We start from the raw sequence: 17,729 nt of genomic DNA on the forward strand, positions 1-17,729 counted from the left end.
TTCAGCGTCACTCTCCGGGGGTGTCCGGGTCTTGGACGGATGGAATCTCCTCGGCCAGCCACATCGTCGGACTGCATCCGGCCAGCTCGGCGAAATCCCGATTCAGATGCGCCTGATCGTAATAACCGCAGGTCGCCGCGATCTGGGCGATGCTGACGAACGACGGCGTGTGGGCCAGCATCGTCTTGGCTCGGTCGAAGCGGGCGATCCGCGCGGCGAGTTTCGGGCTGAGACCGAACTCCGTCCCGAACCGGCGCGTCAGATGCTGTCTGCTCCACCCGATCCGCTCGGCCAGCGGTGCGACCGGGATCGCCCCGCCGGAGCCGACTACCGCCCGCCACGCCCAGCTCAATTCCGGGGCCACCACTCGATCTGGATGGGCCAGTTTCATGAGGACGCGATTACAGGCGTCGAACCGGCGCGGCCATTCGGGGTGCAGGTTCAGTTCTTCGGCAAGCTGTCCCGCTACCGGACCGGTCACGTCGGCCATCTCCACCGAGATATTCCAGAGTTCGCCCGCAGGCATGCCGAACAGGGCGCGACAGCCCAGCGGGGTCAGCTCGATCGCCACACCCTCCTGGGTTCCGTTGTGCGCGATTGCCGCCGGGCCCGGCTGCAAGCCGCTCAGCACGCACCGGTAGTCCGCCGGGGCCTGCGCGGCGTCGGTCTGGGTGACGACGTCGATGGTCGGCCCGATCGCGACGATGAACGTCATATGCCGCGAGGGCAGTCCGCGATGCAGGCCGGGCGCGTACCCCGTCATCCGGTAGCCGATATAGCGGTCGATGAACGCCGCCAGCCCCGGCGCCGGTCGCGCCGTCACCACCTCCGAGATCGGAGCCATGACACCGACGCTACGCCGCCCGACACGCCTCGCACGAGTCTCCCGACACGCCGAAGAGCAGGTGACATCCCTCTCTACCTGTTAACGCCGAGGGTGAGATGCCGCACTCGCGGGTACTTGGGTATGTGAGGTGGAGCCGGTGTGTGGTTACCGTTACCGCTCCTGAACCAAGCCTGGAGGTGTGATGCGGCGGGTGCAATATGAGCACAGCGGAGGTCCCGAGGTGCTCGAGGTCGTCTCGGCTGATGTACCGACGCCCGGTCCGGGCGAACTACTTGTCCGCGTCGAGGCGATCGGTGTGACGCTGCCGGGCGTGCGGAAGGTTCGCGAACAGCGTGAACCGATTCCGCTGGGCGGCGAGATCGCCGGTGAAGTGGTCGCCGTCGGCGAAGGGGTCGACAGCTATGCGCCCGGGTATCGGGTAACCGGTGTGGTCCTCGGGCACGGGTACGCCGAGTACGCGCTGCTGTCGGTGGCGATGGCCTCGCCGATTCCCGACGGTGCGTCGGCGGTCGATGCGGTGGCGCTGGTGCGCAGCGGTCTGGTGGCGTTGGGTGCGCTCGATGCGGCGACACCCGTCGAGGGTGAATCAACGCTGATCACCGCGGCAGCCAGCGGGGTCGGACATCTCGCGGTGCAGCTGGCGCGGGTGCGGGGTGCGGCGCGGGTCGTCGGTGCAGTCTCGGATCCCGCCAAGGCGGACTTCGTGCGCGAACTCGGTGCCGACGAGGTCGTCGCCTATGACGACACTTCCTGGGGTTCGCCCGTCGACTACGTCCTCGACGCAGTCGGTGGTGAACTGCTCACCCCTGCTCTCGCGGCGGTGGCACCCGGCGGCCGGCTTGTCGCCTACAGCTCCGGCGGCGGCGCGGTGCAGGCCTACGACCTGCTGTCCGGCGCGAAGTCGGTGATCGGTTTCCAGATCGCCCGCATCGCGCGCGAACAGCCCGATGTCTACGAGCACTGGCGTCAGGAACTGTGGCAGTATTTCGCCTCCGGTCTGCTGCGTCCGGTGGTGCATGCGGAGTTCGCGTTGGAGGACGTGGCTACCGCGCACACCGTCATCGAGAAGCGCACGAACCTCGGCAAGGTCGTGCTGATCCCCTGAGCGGTCGAGAGGGTGGGGCCACCGCGTAGACTCTTCTTCCCGTGAGTCTCACCCTCGGAATCGTCGGCCTGCCCAACGTCGGAAAGTCGACGCTGTTCAACGCGTTGACCCGCAACGACGTGCTGGCCGCGAACTACCCGTTCGCGACCATCGAGCCGAACGTCGGGGTGGTTCCGCTGCCCGACCCGCGGCTCGGCACGCTCGCCGAGATCTTCGGCTCCGAGCGCATCGTCCCGGCCGTTGTGTCGTTCGTCGATATCGCGGGCATCGTGAAGGGCGCCTCCGAAGGCGCGGGTCTCGGCAACAAGTTCCTCGCCAACATCCGCGAAGCCGACGCCATCTGCCAGGTGGTTCGCGTCTTCGCCGACGATGACGTGGTGCACGTCGACGGCAAGGTCGACCCGACCGCCGACATCGAGGTGATCGAGACCGAACTCATCCTCGCCGACCTGCAAACCTTGGAGAAGGCGGTCCCGCGCTTCGAAAAGGAAGCCAAGATCAAGAAGGACCGCAAGCCGATCGCGGATGCCGCCAAGACGGCGCAAGAGGTCCTCAACGGCGGCACCACCCTGTTCGCGGCGGGCAACAAGGTCGACACCGAGCTGCTCAAAGAGCTCTCCCTGCTCACCACCAAGCCCTTCCTCTACGTCTTCAACGCCGACGAATCCGTCCTCACCGACGAAGCCAAGGTCGCCGAACTGAAGGCCTCCGTCGCCCCTGCCGACGCCGTCTTCCTCGACGCCAAGGTCGAAGCCGAGCTCCTCGAACTCGACGAGGAATCAGCACTCGAACTGCTGGAGTCGATCGGCCAAACCGAGCCGGGCCTGCACGCCCTTGCGCGCGCCGGTTTCCACACCCTCGGGTTGCAGACCTACCTCACGGCCGGCCCGAAGGAAGCTCGGGCGTGGACCATCCACCAGGGCGACACCGCGCCCAAGGCTGCCGGCGTCATCCACACCGACTTCGAGCGCGGGTTCATCAAGGCCGAAGTCGTGGCTTTCGATGATCTCGTCACCGCCGGGTCGATGGCGTCCGCGAAGTCGGCGGGCAAGGTGCGCATGGAGGGCAAGGATTACGTCATGGCGGACGGCGATGTCGTCGAGTTCCGCAGCGGATTAGCGTCTGCGAAGAAGTAGTAACGAAGCGCTGTGCGGTATCACCTGTCGAGCTGACCGCCACGTTCGCGGTCGTAGATGATGCGGTGAGGGACGTCCCAGCCCAATCCGGCGATTCCTCGCTCATCGAGGTCCATCAGGCTTAACGAACGCTGCCGGTTCTTCAGGAACTTTCGGACCTCTATATCGCTCCGCCAACGGAAGTCTTTCGGTAGCGGACTCCGCGATAGCAGTGCCCTGGACAATTCGAGTCTGGCCTCCCTTGGAGGGGTGCGCTGCGGATCGGGGTGTGGCATGAACTCGACCGCGACATCGACGTCGCTGACGTACTCGCGGTCGTCATCCAGCATCGAGCCGAACAACACCGCGCGCTTTACTACCCACCATGTGTACGGGTCGGCCTCAGCCTCGACCATCCGGGAGAGCAGTCCGTCCAGTGACTTCTGAGCGGTGGACCGGCGGACCGGCCTCGCGGCGCTCGCGTTCATGACTTGGAACCCTTTGCGCGTAGCACGGTAGTAGCCGCCGCCGAGGTCATCGCGCAGCGGCCTTTTGCCCTCAGGTGCTGGCTCGATGTAGCCGTCCTCAAGTAGGTGCCGGGTCATCTCTACGTCGAAGTGCAGCTCGAAATGGTCGTCTGGCAGGTTCGGGAAGTGATTGACCGAATCTCGCAGACGCTGGCGGAATTCGAGCATCGGGATGCCTCGGTAGTTGTCGGCTGGATCGATGTTCATCGCGTCAGAGGGCCGTTTCTGCTTGGTGGTGTCGCGTCATGACGCCAAGTATGGGACGCGGATCTGACCCCAAAGGGGATAGTGTCAGAGACGCACTTGTCGGCAGCGGTGCTGGTGGCTTTGGTGCGGCAGGTTGAAATCGTCACGCGTTGGGCCGCGTCGGTCGTTGGATCTTCTTGTGGTTCACCGTCCAGCCCTCGCCGCGGGCATCGTGGTAGGCGCGTCGGAAGCCCTGGTGTGGATGGGTTTCGCCCAGTCACGCAGCCAGGTTCGTAGTCCGGCGTCGGGGTCGGTGTGCCCCTAGTCGGCGAGTGATCGGCGTTGGGTGCTGCGATTGCTGCCCGGTCACCGGGCACACGAGGCGTTGACTGGGGCTAGAAGTTTCCCCGCGCGATCTCCTTCAACGCCGCCTTCTCCAACTCGGCCTCAGTCAAAAGCCTTTTCAGAGTGGCGTTCTCGCGTTCGAGGTCCTTTAGTTTCTTCGCGTCGTCAGCCTTCAAACCACCGAACTGGTTGCGCCACCGGTAGTAGGTGGCCTCGGTGATCTGAAGGACCCGGCACCCCTCGGCCACGTCCTTGTCCTCGGCCAGCAGCCTGTCGGCCTCGGTCAGCTTCCGAACTACTTGCTCAGGGGTATGCCGTTTACGTGTCGCCATCGTGTCATCGAGCCTTTCCACCCCACGTCGGGCTACGAAGACTCTCACACATCCCGGACCGAACCGGCGGGGTCAGGTCAGGTCCTCATGCCGCTCGAAGGTGAACCGCCAGCGGGTCCGCCCTACTGCCCCGATTGCTCGAACAACGCCTGAAAAGCGACATCGTCGGAGAACGTAGTTTCCGTGAAGAAGCTGGTGTGGGAGAAGGTCGCCTTCGGCGAGATCTTGAACACCGGCTCTGCTTTAGTCGGCTAGACTTCGGTGTAGTCGCAACTCCCGCACTGTGATTCACGCCGTCTCGGCCGCGTTATCCCGCTGGAGCAGGGCTGGGAGGTCGCCTGGCGAGGATACCCACGGAACCAGTTCGAGCGCGGACAAGACCAGATCGTCGAGCGAGGGGATGTCTATGCCCAGCTCGGACATGCGGCGCGCGACGCTCTCGAGCGACCGCCCCAAACGGTTGGCGATATCGCAGAGGTGCGCCAGGCAAACAGGTTCGCTCTCGTCTAGCCAAACGTGCCCGATGTAGCGGTCCTGACCTTGCCCGAGCATCACGAGGTCATCGCGATCGACCTCCTCGCCCAAGTCGACGCCTTCCGGCACCCGCAGACCGTAGGCTGTCAATCGGTCGACAACCGCGGGAATGGATCGCCCTACCCGATATGAGATCAGCAAGACCTCACGGACGGTGACGGCGCCGCGGTTTGTGTCGTAGAACCAGCTTCCGAAATTGAGCTCTTCGGAATCGAAGTCGTCGTGTATCAGGATGATGCGTTCGTCCAGGTCATCGAATCTTCCGTGCCTCGGTACCTCGAATCCATACTCGTTCAGGCGCGTGCCCACTCTGATGAGGGAGGGTAATCGGTCCTTCTCGGCGAACTCGGAAAGAATGCCGAGAGAGATCGGGTCCTCGATCCGCAGCCAGCCGCCCTCCACGATGTCGGCCAGGATTTCGAGATCGGCACTCGCCCAATCGCCGGGAATCGGACGTCCGATCCGGTAGCCGTATTCGGCCAGCCGATCGGCTACCTCCGACGGGGTGATGTTCAGGTTCTGGGCAACACTCAAGATGTGTCCGGGCGGAACGGCTTCCCGGACGTCGAGCCATGGCCCCCTCGTGTCGTCGCCCTCACTGAGCAATTCGGCGTCGTACGCGGTGATCGCATCGACGACGGTCCCTGCAGCGAGCTGGAATCCGTAATCGCGCAGTCTTACGACTACCTCGGCGGAGGCGATACTCATCTCCCGTGCAGCCGCTGAAATGAAGCCTGGCTGAATAGGGTCGGCGACGGTGAGCCATGGGGGGTTACCGTCCAGAAACCGGCTGAGGAGGATCAAGTCGCCTGGTCCGGCGTCATCTGGAATGTCGGTGGGTGCTGTCACTCCGTACTTCTGGAGGCGATCGATGACCGATGGGATCGTCAGACCGGTATCAAGTGACGACTTGACCATCCGGCCAGGAGAAGCCGGAATGTCATCACTCGAATAGCTTGCGTAGGAGGTTGCGACTGGCTCGAGGAGTATCTCGTCCTGCTCGTCGATTCGACTGGGCAGGCTGCTCGGTGTGCTCAGATGGTACCCATATCTCGCCAGGCGTTCCGCGGCGTGTGGCAGGTCGATACCCAGTTCCTTGATCGCATTCAACAAGTGTCCGAGCGACACCGGCTCCGCGATCGGCAACCAGCCGCCTCTGGTTTCCGGCTTCAGTTTCAGCAGCTCGATGTCTCGACGCAAGACTTCGGAGTGTGCCGCGGAGGGAGCCGTGTCGACGATCCGCTGCGCTGAGGCGGCGTCGAGTACCCGCAATGCGACAGCTCGTTCAGCGATGCGCGCGAGCTCCAGTCCCGAAACCTGCGAAATCCGCAAATAACGCCCCGGTTGTGTGAGGCTCGCCAGCGAGCTCCAGCGCGGGTTCTCGCGTTCTGTGATGATCAGAGCATCGGACGGCCGGCCCGGCATGGTCGTGGGTGCGGCGGAAAGTCCCGGAAACGCGGTGGACAGTAGCCGCCATGCGGATCCGGTTCGGTGTGCTAGCGCCCGCCACAAGAAGATGTGGTTCGGCGCCCTTCCATGTATTGTCTTGGGCTCGTAGCCGAGGGTACTCTTGATTTGCCACCAGTTCCGGACAGTCAGGTTTAGCAAGTCGACGTCCGGTGGCCAGCTTCCGGTGACCAGGGTATCGAGTTTCCGGTCGCCGATCGCCAAGGCGCTACGCGCGTCGGCAGCGGCGTCGGTGAGGATATCCGCAACCCGGGGACTGGTCGCCGAAATACTGTAGATCCATGGATGATTCAAGAAAGCAGGCGGATTCTCCACGAGCTCCCGCGCCGCCTGCGTCAGCAGATCCGCTACCCGTTCGGCGACATCCTGAACAATCATGGTCCGATCGACCGACAGCGGGATCTGCCCGTCGCCGGTGAGGTTGACGATGGCTCCCGCAGGCACGATCGATCCCTCGATGCTGGCGAGGACTCCGGTGTGCTGCGCCGTGCCCACATTGATGCCGTCGACCAGAAGACCTCCGCCTCGTTCACACCACACTACTTGCCCGGTCGGTTGCGGCGTGCAGTGAAACAGACCACCGTGCGCGCTGACGCCATCGCTGACGCGTGAGCTGTGCTCGCCCGCGTTCAATTGTTGTGGTAGCCAGACCTGTTCGTCGCTCTGATCCCCATCGTCGTGGATCGCGGTGGTCCGGAACTCGGCGATGCCGAGGAGCCGCCGCAGCGCGGTGACGGCTGACATGGTCCGGGCATCGGAGCGTAGATACAGGCGCACCCTGGTCCCCGGACCGACATGCGGGGGATCGATCTGCTTGATTCGGAAGAGATGCCCAGGCCCCACAATCGTCACCTCGAGCCACTGACCGGCCAGACCCCCGGAACGCGGCAACCTGCTCGTCGTCACCTGGATCTCGTCGGCGAGCATGAAGTAGCTGAGCACACCGATGCCGAACCTGCTGTTCGGGAACATCTGCAGTCCGACGCGCGCCCACTCGGCGCGCTCCTCCACATACTCCGACATGCTGGTGAAGCTGGTGCCCGCGCGGGAGAACGCGCCCATGATCTCGGGCTCGCCCATGCCGACGCCGTTGTCGTGGCAGTCGATGTACATCCGGCCGTCGCCGTCGATCCGCTGCTCGATACGGATCTCGCCTTCGAAAGTGGAGCGCTGCCCGGTTTGCCGCGCGCAGTACTCTTCGCGGGCGCGCCGGTACCGGCAGGCGTCCAGCGCGTTCTGATACATCTCGCGGATCGCCAGGTCCGGCGAACCGTACAGCTGGTTTCCCATCAGGAGTTCTTGGATCCGCCGCTCGTCGACGGTGAAGCGGGCATTCCAATCCTGGAACTTCGCCTGGCCATCGGAGTCCACGGCGGGCGTCACCTTGATCGCGGACGCGTAGGAGGGGAGACCGCGCAGCAGGTCGAGAGACGGGTCCGCGCTGTCGACGAGGAACCTGTGGATCGCCTTCAACCGTGTGTCGACGGTGCCGACGTGTGAGCGGACCGCGTGCAGTGCGGCCGGATGGTCGCAGTCGGCATCGAGTTGGCAGCCACCAGGTTTGCGGCCGGAGCCAGCGAGTTTCCACCGGGCGTGACACAGCGTCGCGCGCAGCTCATCCAGGTCCACCGGCTGCGGAATACCGAGGTGGTCGACGACGACCTGGGAGAGCTGGGTGATGTCCAACGCCAGAGTTCGCGCCGTCACCAGCAACAACCCCACCATTCGTTCGCGCAGCGGCTGCGTTCCGCGAGGGCCGGCAAGTCCGAGATAGGAATGCGGCTTGAGCCGCATACCGCCCTCGCTAGTCAATCGGTCGATGTCGAGGGACAGGCAACCGATCAGCGCCGTGAGACGTTCCGGCTCCAGGATCTCCGCGAGATCATTTTGCAGCTTCGGCAATTCGCCCAGCAGCTCACGGATCTCGGTGAACTCGATCGGTTTACGTTCGGCTATCCAGCGATGCAGCAGCCACCAGTCGATCTCGCGCCGGGCGGATCTGCGGTCGGGCAAGGCCGCCTGCCGAGCGCGGCGCACCAGCCATTGATAGTCGAGCAGGAAGCCCTCGAAGTCGGTGTGGCGGTGCGTGCTCGAATCCGAGGGGCTTTCCGCGGGCAAGATCGAAGCGGCGAGCCGGGCCGTCGCTCTTCCGCGTTGCACCTGATGGAGAAGCGGTGTGAGCACCAGTAGGACGGCCTCGCCATGGCTGAGTTGCTCGGTGTTCTCGCCCTGCGCCCACGAGGCCAGGCACTCGACGGCCAGGGTATAGCGGTGCAGGTAGCGCTCGTCCCGCCACGGATCATCGATCGTGGTCTCGGCCCGTGTGTAGAGCGTCGCGAGGACCCGGGCCAGTTCCGCGGTTCTGACTTTGAGGTCCTCGGTCCAATGGTCGGCGGGTATGTGAGACCAAATCTGGTGGTGGGTAACCAGATTCGCCCATTCCCGCGCATATCGGCCGGTATTGTCGTCGGGTCGGTCGGCGGTCTGGCGCGCCGCCGAATGCAGCTTCGTCCAGTGCGCTCGATCCACGCTTCGACTCGACCAGGCGAGATAGGTTTCGATCATCGGCCAGATGTCGTCGAAATCGTCCGGAACACGACGGTTGAACCAGTCACTGGCGGTCTGTTTCGGGATGTGCTTGCGGGCCCGCTCCCGGCTGCGGCTGCGTCCACGCAGGGCCGCGGTCTCCAAGTCCTGGAGTTCGGCGAACCACCGGCTGCGATCGCCTATGTCTTCCATGGTGCAAACCCCCTGTCGGACAAACCCCTCGGACAAGCTCGGACACGAACCTCACCGGCAGCGTAGCGGGTCGTACTGTCCGGGCGTCCGAGATGGCTGGCAGCACAACCGTTACCGGCTCTATCACTGAACCCACGACCGAGGCGGCAAGCGGCTCGGCCTCGAACGAAGGTGGTTGCGATGACTTCATTTCTGGCTCTACTCCATGGCGCCCCGCGTCTCGCTCTGGTGACGGTGGCGCTGGTGCCGCTGCTGATCATCGTGCTGGCGAGCGTTCCGTCATTGCTGGTGCTGCCCTTCCTGCCGGACGGCACGGATCGGAGCCTGCGACTGATCTGCACGCTCATTACATGGTTGCGGGTGACGCTCGAAGGTAGCGCTAGCGCGGCGCGCGGTTAGCGCCGTGGACCGGCGTGGCTCAGTTGGTCACCCTGCGGGTGAATCTCGCGATCTCGACGACGATCTGGTCGGGGTGGCCGTCGTTCTGGAGCGGTGCGCCCAGGACTGTGTCGATGTGGGTGTAGCCCGGGGGTAATGACGCGCTCTATGCTGAGGTCGCTCCAGAGCCCCGAGGAGGCCGGGCCGGACCAGCTCACCCGACAAGCCAGGCCAGGGACAGCTCCACCCATTCTGAAATCGGCATGAGCGCGCGCTTGAGCCCGCTAGAGCTAGGTGCACGGGGCTGGTGGCGGGAGAGTGGGCCTGCGGTAGTGGGGCCGCAGGTGTTGGCGCAGAGGTTATTTGGCTTCGGAACGTGAGCCGAGGGGTGAACAGTGCGTTTGACGTGCAGGTATTCGATCGGACCCCGGTCGAATTCCGTAGCGGATTAGCGTCTGCGAAGAAGTAGGGCGGTGCGTCCGTCGCTTCTGGGTGGAGGCTCAGTCGTTCCGTCGGGGCAGAACCCTGGCCGGTTCGTTCAGTGCGAAATTTGGCTTGAGCATGCGTTTTGTCAGCCGTAAAGGAGGGTGTCGGTTACTAGTTCGGGGAGGTAGCGGCGGCCGGTGACCGTTATCCATATTTCGACTCGCCTGGCCTGGTTCCTGCGGCTGCGGCGCCACGCCGATCCTGACTGAAGCGAATGTGCGCGAATCGCGTGTCATACTGAAGTTTCAGTTCTGGCCGACTACGCGGATCCGGACGCGAATTCAGGAGTCCAACATGGTTTTCCATTCGCCCGCCGATGCTCTCGGCTTCCACGCTCCCGGCATCCGTGAACTGCTCGTCGAAGTTGTCCGTTCCAGGCACGACCGCGCAGCAGACGCGCACCTGGCTTCGGGGTCGCGGTACTCGATGGGCTTTGGCAGTCAGTGGCGCGATCTCCTCGATGACGCCCACCAGGCGCTGGCCGATCGCGGCTTTCAGTCGCACAAGCTAGCCCCTGCAGGGCACGAGTTTCCCGTAGTCAACGACTGCCTGGTGTATGTCTGGCGGGTGCCGGGCACCCCGAACGCGGTCAGTAACTTCGCGTCCAGCCCGACGCGGATGAACGGCTTTGCTGCCCAGCCTCCAGACCCTATGCTTTTCGAGCCTGGCTTCGAGGAGGCGCCCGAGCCGGACAACGAGGCGGCCGAGAACACTGACGAGGCCATCGTCGAGCGCCTGGTGGCGGCGGTCGGTGACACAATGCCTCTAGTGCTTGTCATGGTCCATTCGTCGCCGCGGCAGTTGCAGTCGATCGAGTGGGCTGTCGCTGTCCTCGACGACGCAGGCAAGGTCAAGCTGCACGGGCATGAAGCCATCTGGCAGCCCGAGGCCGACTTTGAACGCGCGACTTCGGACGTCGAGTCGTTCGATAGTGGCACCCCGGTCGGCCCCGTCGTCGAGCTGCAGAAGCAGGAGGGGACGCATCCAGATGCGTGATGGTACCCCGCGCCTGTTCGACCTACCCGGCTCTGGGCAGACGCACGGCCGTTTCGAACCGGCGCGGCTAACCCAAGCTCGTGTCCGTCGTTCAGTGACGAAGTCCGACCTGGCGGCCGAGGTAGGAGTGTCGGCAGCCGCGATCGGCCACTACGAGGCCGGGGTTAACTCACCGCGCGCCGACGTGCTCGACCGCTTGGCGAAGGCCCTGGATGTCCGCCCTGGCTTCTTCGGCGTCGGTCGTCCCCTGGCCCGCATCGACACCGTAAATGCCCACTTCCGGAGCCTGCGTTCGGCGCGCGTGAGCGACCGCCAAAAGGCACTGGCCACCGCGACTTTGGTGTGGGAGTTGACATTCGCGCTTGAGCGACACATCAAGCTTCCCGAGGCCGACCTCCCTGAGGTTAACCGGGGCACTGCGCCCGCCGAGGCCGCCGCGCTTCTGCGCCAGCACTGGGGCCTGCCCGACGGCCCAGTCAAGCACCTGGTCGCCACGGCTGAGTCCCGCGGCATCGTCGTCGCTGTGCGCCCGCTCGGCGAGATCGACGCCGTCGATGCCTTCTCCGTTGTGATTGTCGACCGTCCGATCATCATCACGACCCCTCGGCGGACCGAAAACGTATTTACCCACCGATTCTCGATTGCGCATGAGATTGGGCACTTGCTGCTGCATGCCGACTCCGGCGAGCACAGTGCAGCCATCGAGAATGAGGCCGACGAATTCGCCGCCGCATTCCTCACGCCGGCCGCGTCAATGGATGCTGCCCTACCCCAGCGGTTCGATCTGGCCGCTCTCGACCGGCTGGGCAGGACTTGGGGCGTCTCGCCCCACTCGCTGGTCCGCCGGATGGTCGAGCGCGGCCGCACCACCGAGTCGTCCGCGCGCCGGGCGTACCAACGCCTCGCTGTGGTCATCGACCCGTCCGCCGATCCGACGAGCGCGTATCCGGGGGAGGTGCCGACACTGCTGAGTAAGGCAGCCGAACTCGCCGGCGACCACGGCGTGAGTATCCCGGCTCTCGCCGATGTCCTGAAGATCAGCCCACTGCAGGTTCGCGACCTGCTCGGAGAGGCCGACCAGCGGCCAGTACTGCGCCTCGTAGGCAACAACTGATGCCCAGCGGCGGCTGGCGCCGACTCTGCTCATGAGCTATGCTGGTTCCAATCGTCCCCCTCCCAAGCCTCTCTTTGAAGCTCAAATGGGAGGGGCCTTTTCTTTCCGGGGGGTCTGTGAAGCCGAGCCTGTCCGTGGGGGAGCAGATTGAGCTCCTGCAGCAACGGGGTCTTGTCATCGAGGATGAGGCTGGGTGTTCCGCATTCCTCACCGCGAACAACTACTACAGGTTCTCCGGTTACGCGCGGTACTTCCAGCAGGCTCCACACCTGGGCGACGATGACTTCCGTCCAGGCACGACCTTCCATGAGATCCGGGCGATTTACGAAGCAGACGAGGCGCTGCGGACGATGCTCGCACCGCCACTCGCCCGTGTTGAGTTACTGCTACGGACCCATACGGCGCGTGTGATCGCATATGCGCACGGGCCATGCGGGCGGTACCTCAAGGAAGATTTTTACACCGATGTAGGCCAGGGCGAACGAACCGTCGAGTCATGCTTGCGCGACATTGAGCGGAGCAAGGAGCGCCACATTCTGCGATTCAAGACCAGGGACGCAGGCGCGCAGGACTTTAGCGAACTGCCCGTCTGGTCGGCCGTCGAGGCCTGGTCGTTCGGCACACTGTCAAAGTGCATCGAGCGTGGGGCACTGGGCACGCTACCCGAAGCCGTCGCGACCAGCATCGGAGTAGCAAAGAGCGGTTTTGCCTACCGGGTGAGGGCCCTGGTCTACCTCCGTAATCGCTTTGCTCATCACAGCCGGCTGTGGCACCACTCCATCATCGACGCTGGCCCCACACCGAACAACGTGCGCGTTAAGGCCAAGAGGCAGTCCGGTCAGTTCGATCCGCGCTCGGTGCTGGACGTCGTTGCTTCGCTCGATGACGTGCTGGTCCGCAGTAAGACTGCGAAACCCGTCCTGCCGGTGCTCACGCAGCAGCACCCTCGCGATTCTCCGTTCTGGCGGGGACTTGCCCACCCGCAGAACCCGAGCGACCACGAGGCCTGACATCAGCGTGACTCATAGGCAGTCCATAGAGCACCTGCCTTATGCAGGCGGTCGAGTCGCCGACGCTCAGCAACTACGTACCCGACCGGAACAAGTCGACTACCCCTGATGCCAACATCGCAGCGAGCGAGTCGCTGGAGGCGGGGTCGGGAGCCGCACAGAGGTTATTCGGCTTCGGAACGTTAGGTGGGCGCGGAACAGGGCATTTGACGTGCGGATGTTGGATGTCAAGAGGGTCGAGTTCAGGTTCAACGTGTGAGCAAGTAGCGCCCAAGGGCGCCATGCGTCAGGAACTTGATCTCCCGGGCGGGGGCTCCACGGCTGCCCGCTCGACGAGCGCGGTTGCTGCCCAGAGTTGAAGCGCACGTATGTCGTGCGAGTCGAGTCCGGCGACATCGCTGAGCCACACGCGCGCCTCGATCCCGCAGATGCTTCGAATCGCGATTGCCAGTTGTTTGATCGACTCCGCGCCCATGGTTTCGCGCGACGGTTCGAGTGCTTCCTCCAGCCAGCCGATCGCGCGGCCTTTCCGCAGCGGCAGTTCATGTGGCGCATCACCCAGCGACAAGCGCAGCATGGCTCGTTGCTGGCTCTCGGTACGTTCGACCACATCAATGATGGAAGACGTGACGGCGTGAACGCGGTCAACTGTGTCTTCCGGCGCAGGTGAGGGCAACAAAGAGCGAACCGCGACTTCGGGGAATGCGGCAGCCAGCAGCTCCGCCTGGGTCCGGAAGTACCGGTAGGCCGTCGTTCGTGAGATCCCCGACGCCTCAGCCGCCTCTTCGACCCTGGGTGTGTCGCCACCTTCGATCAGCCGACGAGCGGCGGCGATCAGATCTTCGCGAGTGCGCAGCTTTTGTCGAACTCTTCCCGACTCCAGGTAGTCCTCGCCCATGGCGTTCATGGTACCCGAGGTCTATCATGGGACTGTAATCCCACGAAGGAGTACATCATGCAAACTTCAACGGCCGGGGTGGTGCGGCGTTCTGGCGAAGGCGAACGGCGCTGGTTTTATGGCGGTGGAATATGGACCTGGAAGCTCGGCCGGGCAGAGGCCCAGGACGGGCTTCTTGTGGTCGAGGTCGATCTCGACGGCGGGAAGCGGACGCCATTACACACCCACCCGATCGCGGAGTCGATGTGGGTGCTCGAAGGCTCCCTACGGTTCCGGGTCGGCGACGACGACCACATGCTCGACGCCGGCGACTACATATGGGTGCCGAGCGAAACCCCGCACGCATTTCTCGTGGAAAGCGAACATGCTCGCGTGCTTGTCATCCAGCCCGGGTGTGAGTGTGAGGCGTTCTTCCTCGGTGCGAGTGAGCCGATCGACGGCTCGGCTCAGCAAACAGACTTCGATTTGCTTTCAGTCAGCGCTGCCGCCAACGGTGGGATCACGATCATCGGGCCTCCGCCGTTCTGAACACCTAGGTGGGGGTTCTGTTCACCCTCGGGGGAGCGGGGCTCAGCACTCGGGGCTCTGAAAAAGGCGGCTGAATCGGCGCAGAGTTGACCACGTCACCGCACGTGGACCGGAGGCTCTGATGTCGATCACCAGCATATTTGCCCGCTCGGCAGAGCGCCGTGCCACGGTTTCGGCCGATGACGGGGTGGAGCTGGCGGTGCGCGAGTACGGCCGACGGGATGCGGATCTGACTGTTGTCCTCGTGCACGGTCATTGCCTGCGCACCGAGTCGTGGGCCGATGTCCGCGATGCGCTGCTGCGCGAGAACCCGGGTGCGCGGGTCGTGTGCTACGACCATCGCGGTCACGGCGATTCTGCGGCGGCGTCGAGGCAGAGCTACAACCTCGAACAACTCGGTCACGATCTGCGCGATGTGCTCGACGTGGTCGCCCCCGCCGGGCCGGTCGTTCTCGTCGGTCACTCGATGGGCGGCATGGCCGTGTTGACCTATGTCAGCCAGAATCAGCACGAGGTCGGTACCCGCATCGTCGGTGTCGGGCTCATCGCGACCGCTGCGAGCGGGCTCGCCGACGCGGGCTTCGGGCGGCTGCTGCGGCACCCGATCATTGCCGGTTTCCAAGCGGCTGTCCGCCGGGCGCCGCGCTTGATGCAGCAGGCCAAGCGGGTGGCCTGCACAGTCTTCGCGCCGGTCGTCCGCACCGCCGAATTCGGCAATCGCAAGGTCAGCGCCCGCGTACTGGCCCTGGCTTACGCGATGCACAATGAGACGCCGATCGTGACGATGGCGAGCTTCCTGAGCGCCTTCATGACCTACGACCGCACCGATGCGCTGCCCGCCCTGTCGACGATCCCGACGCTGGTGCTGTGCGGCTCCGCAGACCTGATGACCCCGCCGTCGCATTCGGTCGCGATGGCCGCGGCCATCGACTACGCGGACCTGGTGATGATCGACGGCGCAGGCCACTCGGTGATCCTCGAGCAGCCGGTCGAGGTCGCCCGAGCCATCGCCCGGTTGATCACGCGAGCGGGCGACACCGATAGCGCCGCAACCGCCGCGTTTGCGCTCGCCGCCTAGTTCGTCGCAGACGTCTGTCAGCCCTCAACGTTTCGGAGACGGCACATCTTTCGGTGTCGGGTGTGACGGTCGTCGCTGCCTACGGAATGATGTCGACGGCCGGGTCTGCTCTGGCGCAGTGCGTCTGGAACACTCGATCGCCGGAAAGGTTGTGTGCTGATGCTCCGTCGTTTGACGACCCACGCGCCGACGATGGCGCCGCCGGTGGATGACTTGATGGCCGGTGCGCTGCCGGACCGGGTGCAGATTGCGCATGAGCGGTTGGCGCACCAGGACGATCCGGCTCTGCTGACAGCCCTGTCGGAGCGTGAGCTCACCGCATCCCGCGAGTTGGCCGAGCTCGTGCGTGACTACGAACGCCATGAGCAGCGGGCGCGGATCCAGGCCGCCGCCGATGCCGCGGAGCGGGTGCGGCGCACGGCGTCCCAGCTGGCCGAACGTGAGGCAGCGGATCTGCTGCGGGCCGCGCAGGCGATCGGGGAACAGCGCCACAGCAGCAGCCCGCATGCGAAAGTCGCTCGGCTGCATCAGCGCAAGCCGCGGGTGCTTGGGCTGCTCGCCGGTGTGGTCGCGTTCTCGATGCTGTTCTCCGCGGTCACGGTGCAGCAGAACATCGCCCCAACCGGCGGCGTGACCAACCCGATGTTCTGGCTGTCCTACGGCTTGGAAGCGCTCATCAGCGCGGTCCTCGTCGCGCTGATGCTGTCCACCGGCGATACCGCCGAGTGGGGCGTGATCGAGCGGTTGTGGCAGGTCTACACCGTCGAGGGCGTATTGCTGACCGCGAGCATCGCCCTGAACATCTTCCCCTACTTCAAGACAGGCGACCTCACCGGCATCGGCATCCACGCGATCGCGCCGATCATGATCGGTGTCGCACTCGTGACGCACCGGCTGGTCGCCGAGAGATATGGGCGGGCGATCGAGCAGGCGACCGCTGCGGTGCCCGACCATGAAGATCTCCAGGAGCGGCTGGCGGCGCTCACCCAGGTCGGCGGAGCCGGTAATCAGATCCTGCCGAGCATCCTCACCGAGCAGCCCGCGACCGCTCGCCCCGTCGGCGAGCACCAGACCAGTGTTCAGGAACGGCCCGCCGATGTGGAGGTGCCGCTTCCGGCCGACGCTGATCGGCGCGAACCGAGCACAGTTGCCGCGACCGAGCAGCCCACTGAGCAGAACGAGATCGAGGCGCCCGCCACCGAATCCGCGAAGGCTGTGCCCGCGCCTCCGTTCACCGAGCTGTGGCTGGCCACTACACCGCTGCCCGCCGGGCGGTCTGCCGCGGTGCAGCCGGACAGTGCCGATGCCGACGCTGACACCGGTGAAGCCGAGCTCGACGCCCGGTTGGCGGCTGCAGTGCGAAAGACACTCCACCGGATCAAGATCAGCGAGCAGACCGAGTCGGCACCCCTCGAGCATTCGGTGGAGCCGACGCCAGCTGCGCCGAGTGAACGGTCGGTGGAACGTGCGCCCGCTGCGCTGCACGAGCGTTCGGTGGAGTCGGCCCCCGCTGCGCCGAGCGGGCGGTCGGTGGACCGTGTGCCTGCTGCGCTGCGCGAGCGGTCGGTCGAGCCTGCACCCGCAGCGCTGGACCAGCCTCCTGCGGAGCCGGCGCTCACTGCCGCGGATGAGCAGACGACTCCGGATTCCGCAGGACCAGAGCAGCACGCTGCGCGTACGGAGACGATAGAAACGCACCCCGAAACGATCGCCCGCAACCAGCAGGGGCTGGCGGTCAGGTATGCGGCCGACGACCACGCGCCGAGCACGATCGACAAAGAACCTGCGCCCGACCTGGAACCGAACATTCTGATCGCGTCCGAACCGATCGCGCACGACACCGGAGACTCTCTCGCGCTGACGGCACAGCACGTGCCCAACGAGCCCGAGCTCACCGTCCGGTGACCTGAACAGAGCAGTCGGCGCCATTCTCCGGATGAAGGGGGCCGATTGCCACCGGCAGGTCCTGCTCTTCGCGACGCGCAGGGCTTTGCGCTAGTTCGAAACATGCACCGACGCTCCACGAGTAGATACCTCGCGCAGA

13 protein-coding genes and 1 pseudogene are annotated in these 17,729 nt (G+C 64.8%); 9 read left to right on the forward strand and 5 right to left on the reverse strand.

The genetic code is table 11. The annotated features are described in order from the left end of the window. Positions 1–7: 7 nt before the first annotated feature. Positions 8–844: a helix-turn-helix domain-containing protein gene (locus tag ACFXNW_RS15905; RefSeq protein WP_379418412.1), complete on the reverse strand. Its 837-nt coding sequence runs from the start codon at positions 842–844 to the stop codon at positions 8–10. A gap of 184 nt (positions 845–1,028) precedes the next feature. Here ACFXNW_RS15905 and ACFXNW_RS15910 point away from each other — a divergent pair, with 184 nt between their 5' ends. Continuing rightward, positions 1,029–1,952, forward strand: a complete 924-nt coding sequence (locus ACFXNW_RS15910) for a zinc-binding alcohol dehydrogenase family protein (RefSeq protein WP_379418413.1) — start codon at positions 1,029–1,031, stop codon at positions 1,950–1,952. Positions 1,953–1,993: 41 nt separating this feature from the next. Then, complete coding sequence (gene ychF, locus ACFXNW_RS15915) at positions 1,994–3,088, forward strand: redox-regulated ATPase YchF (protein ID WP_379418414.1); 1,095 nt, start codon at positions 1,994–1,996, stop codon at positions 3,086–3,088. 20 nt (positions 3,089–3,108) lie between these two features. On the opposite strand, the gene ACFXNW_RS15920 is transcribed toward ychF, so the two are convergent. The 3 genes and pseudogenes from ACFXNW_RS15920 to ACFXNW_RS15930 all read right to left on the reverse strand — a co-directional run bounded on the left by ACFXNW_RS15920 (position 3,109) and on the right by ACFXNW_RS15930 (position 9,197). Further along, complete coding sequence (locus tag ACFXNW_RS15920) at positions 3,109–3,762, reverse strand: hypothetical protein (protein ID WP_379418415.1); 654 nt, start codon at positions 3,760–3,762, stop codon at positions 3,109–3,111. Between the two features lie 202 nt (positions 3,763–3,964). Further along, positions 3,965–4,457 (reverse strand): annotated as a pseudogene (locus tag ACFXNW_RS15925) (transposase); the annotation flags it as partial. Positions 4,458–4,745: 288 nt separating this feature from the next. Beyond that, a complete protein-coding gene (locus ACFXNW_RS15930) occupies positions 4,746–9,197 on the reverse strand; it encodes a hypothetical protein (protein ID WP_379418416.1) in 4,452 nt (1,483 codons plus the stop codon). Positions 9,198–9,377: 180 nt separating this feature from the next. On the opposite strand from ACFXNW_RS15930, the gene ACFXNW_RS15935 reads away from it, so the two are divergent. The 4 genes from ACFXNW_RS15935 (at position 9,378) to ACFXNW_RS15950 (ending at position 13,181) form a co-directional block, all read left to right on the forward strand. After that, positions 9,378–9,596, forward strand: coding sequence for a hypothetical protein (locus tag ACFXNW_RS15935; protein WP_379418417.1), 219 nt, complete (start codon positions 9,378–9,380; stop codon positions 9,594–9,596). 759 nt (positions 9,597–10,355) lie between these two features. Further along, entirely contained in the window at positions 10,356–11,057 is a 702-nt protein-coding gene (locus ACFXNW_RS15940; protein ID WP_379418418.1) for a hypothetical protein, read from the forward strand. Then, positions 11,050–12,171 carry an XRE family transcriptional regulator gene (locus tag ACFXNW_RS15945; protein ID WP_379418419.1) on the forward strand — a complete coding sequence of 374 codons (1,122 nt, stop codon included), beginning with the start codon at positions 11,050–11,052 and terminating at the stop codon, positions 12,169–12,171. The genes ACFXNW_RS15940 and ACFXNW_RS15945 overlap by 8 nt, the downstream gene beginning before the upstream one ends. A 116-nt stretch (positions 12,172–12,287) precedes the next feature. Further along, on the forward strand, positions 12,288–13,181 hold the full coding sequence (locus tag ACFXNW_RS15950) for an Abi family protein (protein WP_379418420.1): 894 nt from the start codon (positions 12,288–12,290) through the stop codon (positions 13,179–13,181). A 286-nt stretch (positions 13,182–13,467) separates the two neighbouring features. On the opposite strand, the gene ACFXNW_RS15955 is transcribed toward ACFXNW_RS15950, so the two are convergent. Continuing rightward, positions 13,468–14,079, reverse strand: coding sequence for a TetR/AcrR family transcriptional regulator (locus ACFXNW_RS15955; RefSeq protein WP_379418421.1), 612 nt, complete (start codon positions 14,077–14,079; stop codon positions 13,468–13,470). Between the two features lie 78 nt (positions 14,080–14,157). Between ACFXNW_RS15955 and ACFXNW_RS15960 the strand changes: the two genes are divergently transcribed. The 3 genes from ACFXNW_RS15960 (at position 14,158) to ACFXNW_RS15970 (ending at position 17,590) form a co-directional block, all read left to right on the forward strand. Then, the gene (locus ACFXNW_RS15960; RefSeq protein ID WP_379418422.1) at positions 14,158–14,607 is read left to right on the forward strand and encodes a cupin domain-containing protein; all 450 of its coding nucleotides are present in this window, start codon (positions 14,158–14,160) and stop codon (positions 14,605–14,607) included. 121 nt (positions 14,608–14,728) lie between these two features. Next, entirely contained in the window at positions 14,729–15,685 is a 957-nt protein-coding gene (locus ACFXNW_RS15965; RefSeq protein WP_379418423.1) for an alpha/beta fold hydrolase, read from the forward strand. Between the two features lie 159 nt (positions 15,686–15,844). Continuing rightward, positions 15,845–17,590 (forward strand): hypothetical protein, encoded by a 1,746-nt coding sequence (locus ACFXNW_RS15970; RefSeq protein WP_379418424.1) that lies wholly within the window; start codon positions 15,845–15,847, stop codon positions 17,588–17,590. Positions 17,591–17,729 lie beyond the last annotated feature (139 nt).

The sequence above is a fragment of the Nocardia sp. NPDC059180 genome, from assembly GCF_042754945.1.
Taxonomy (GTDB): Bacteria; Actinomycetota; Actinomycetes; order Mycobacteriales; family Mycobacteriaceae; genus Nocardia.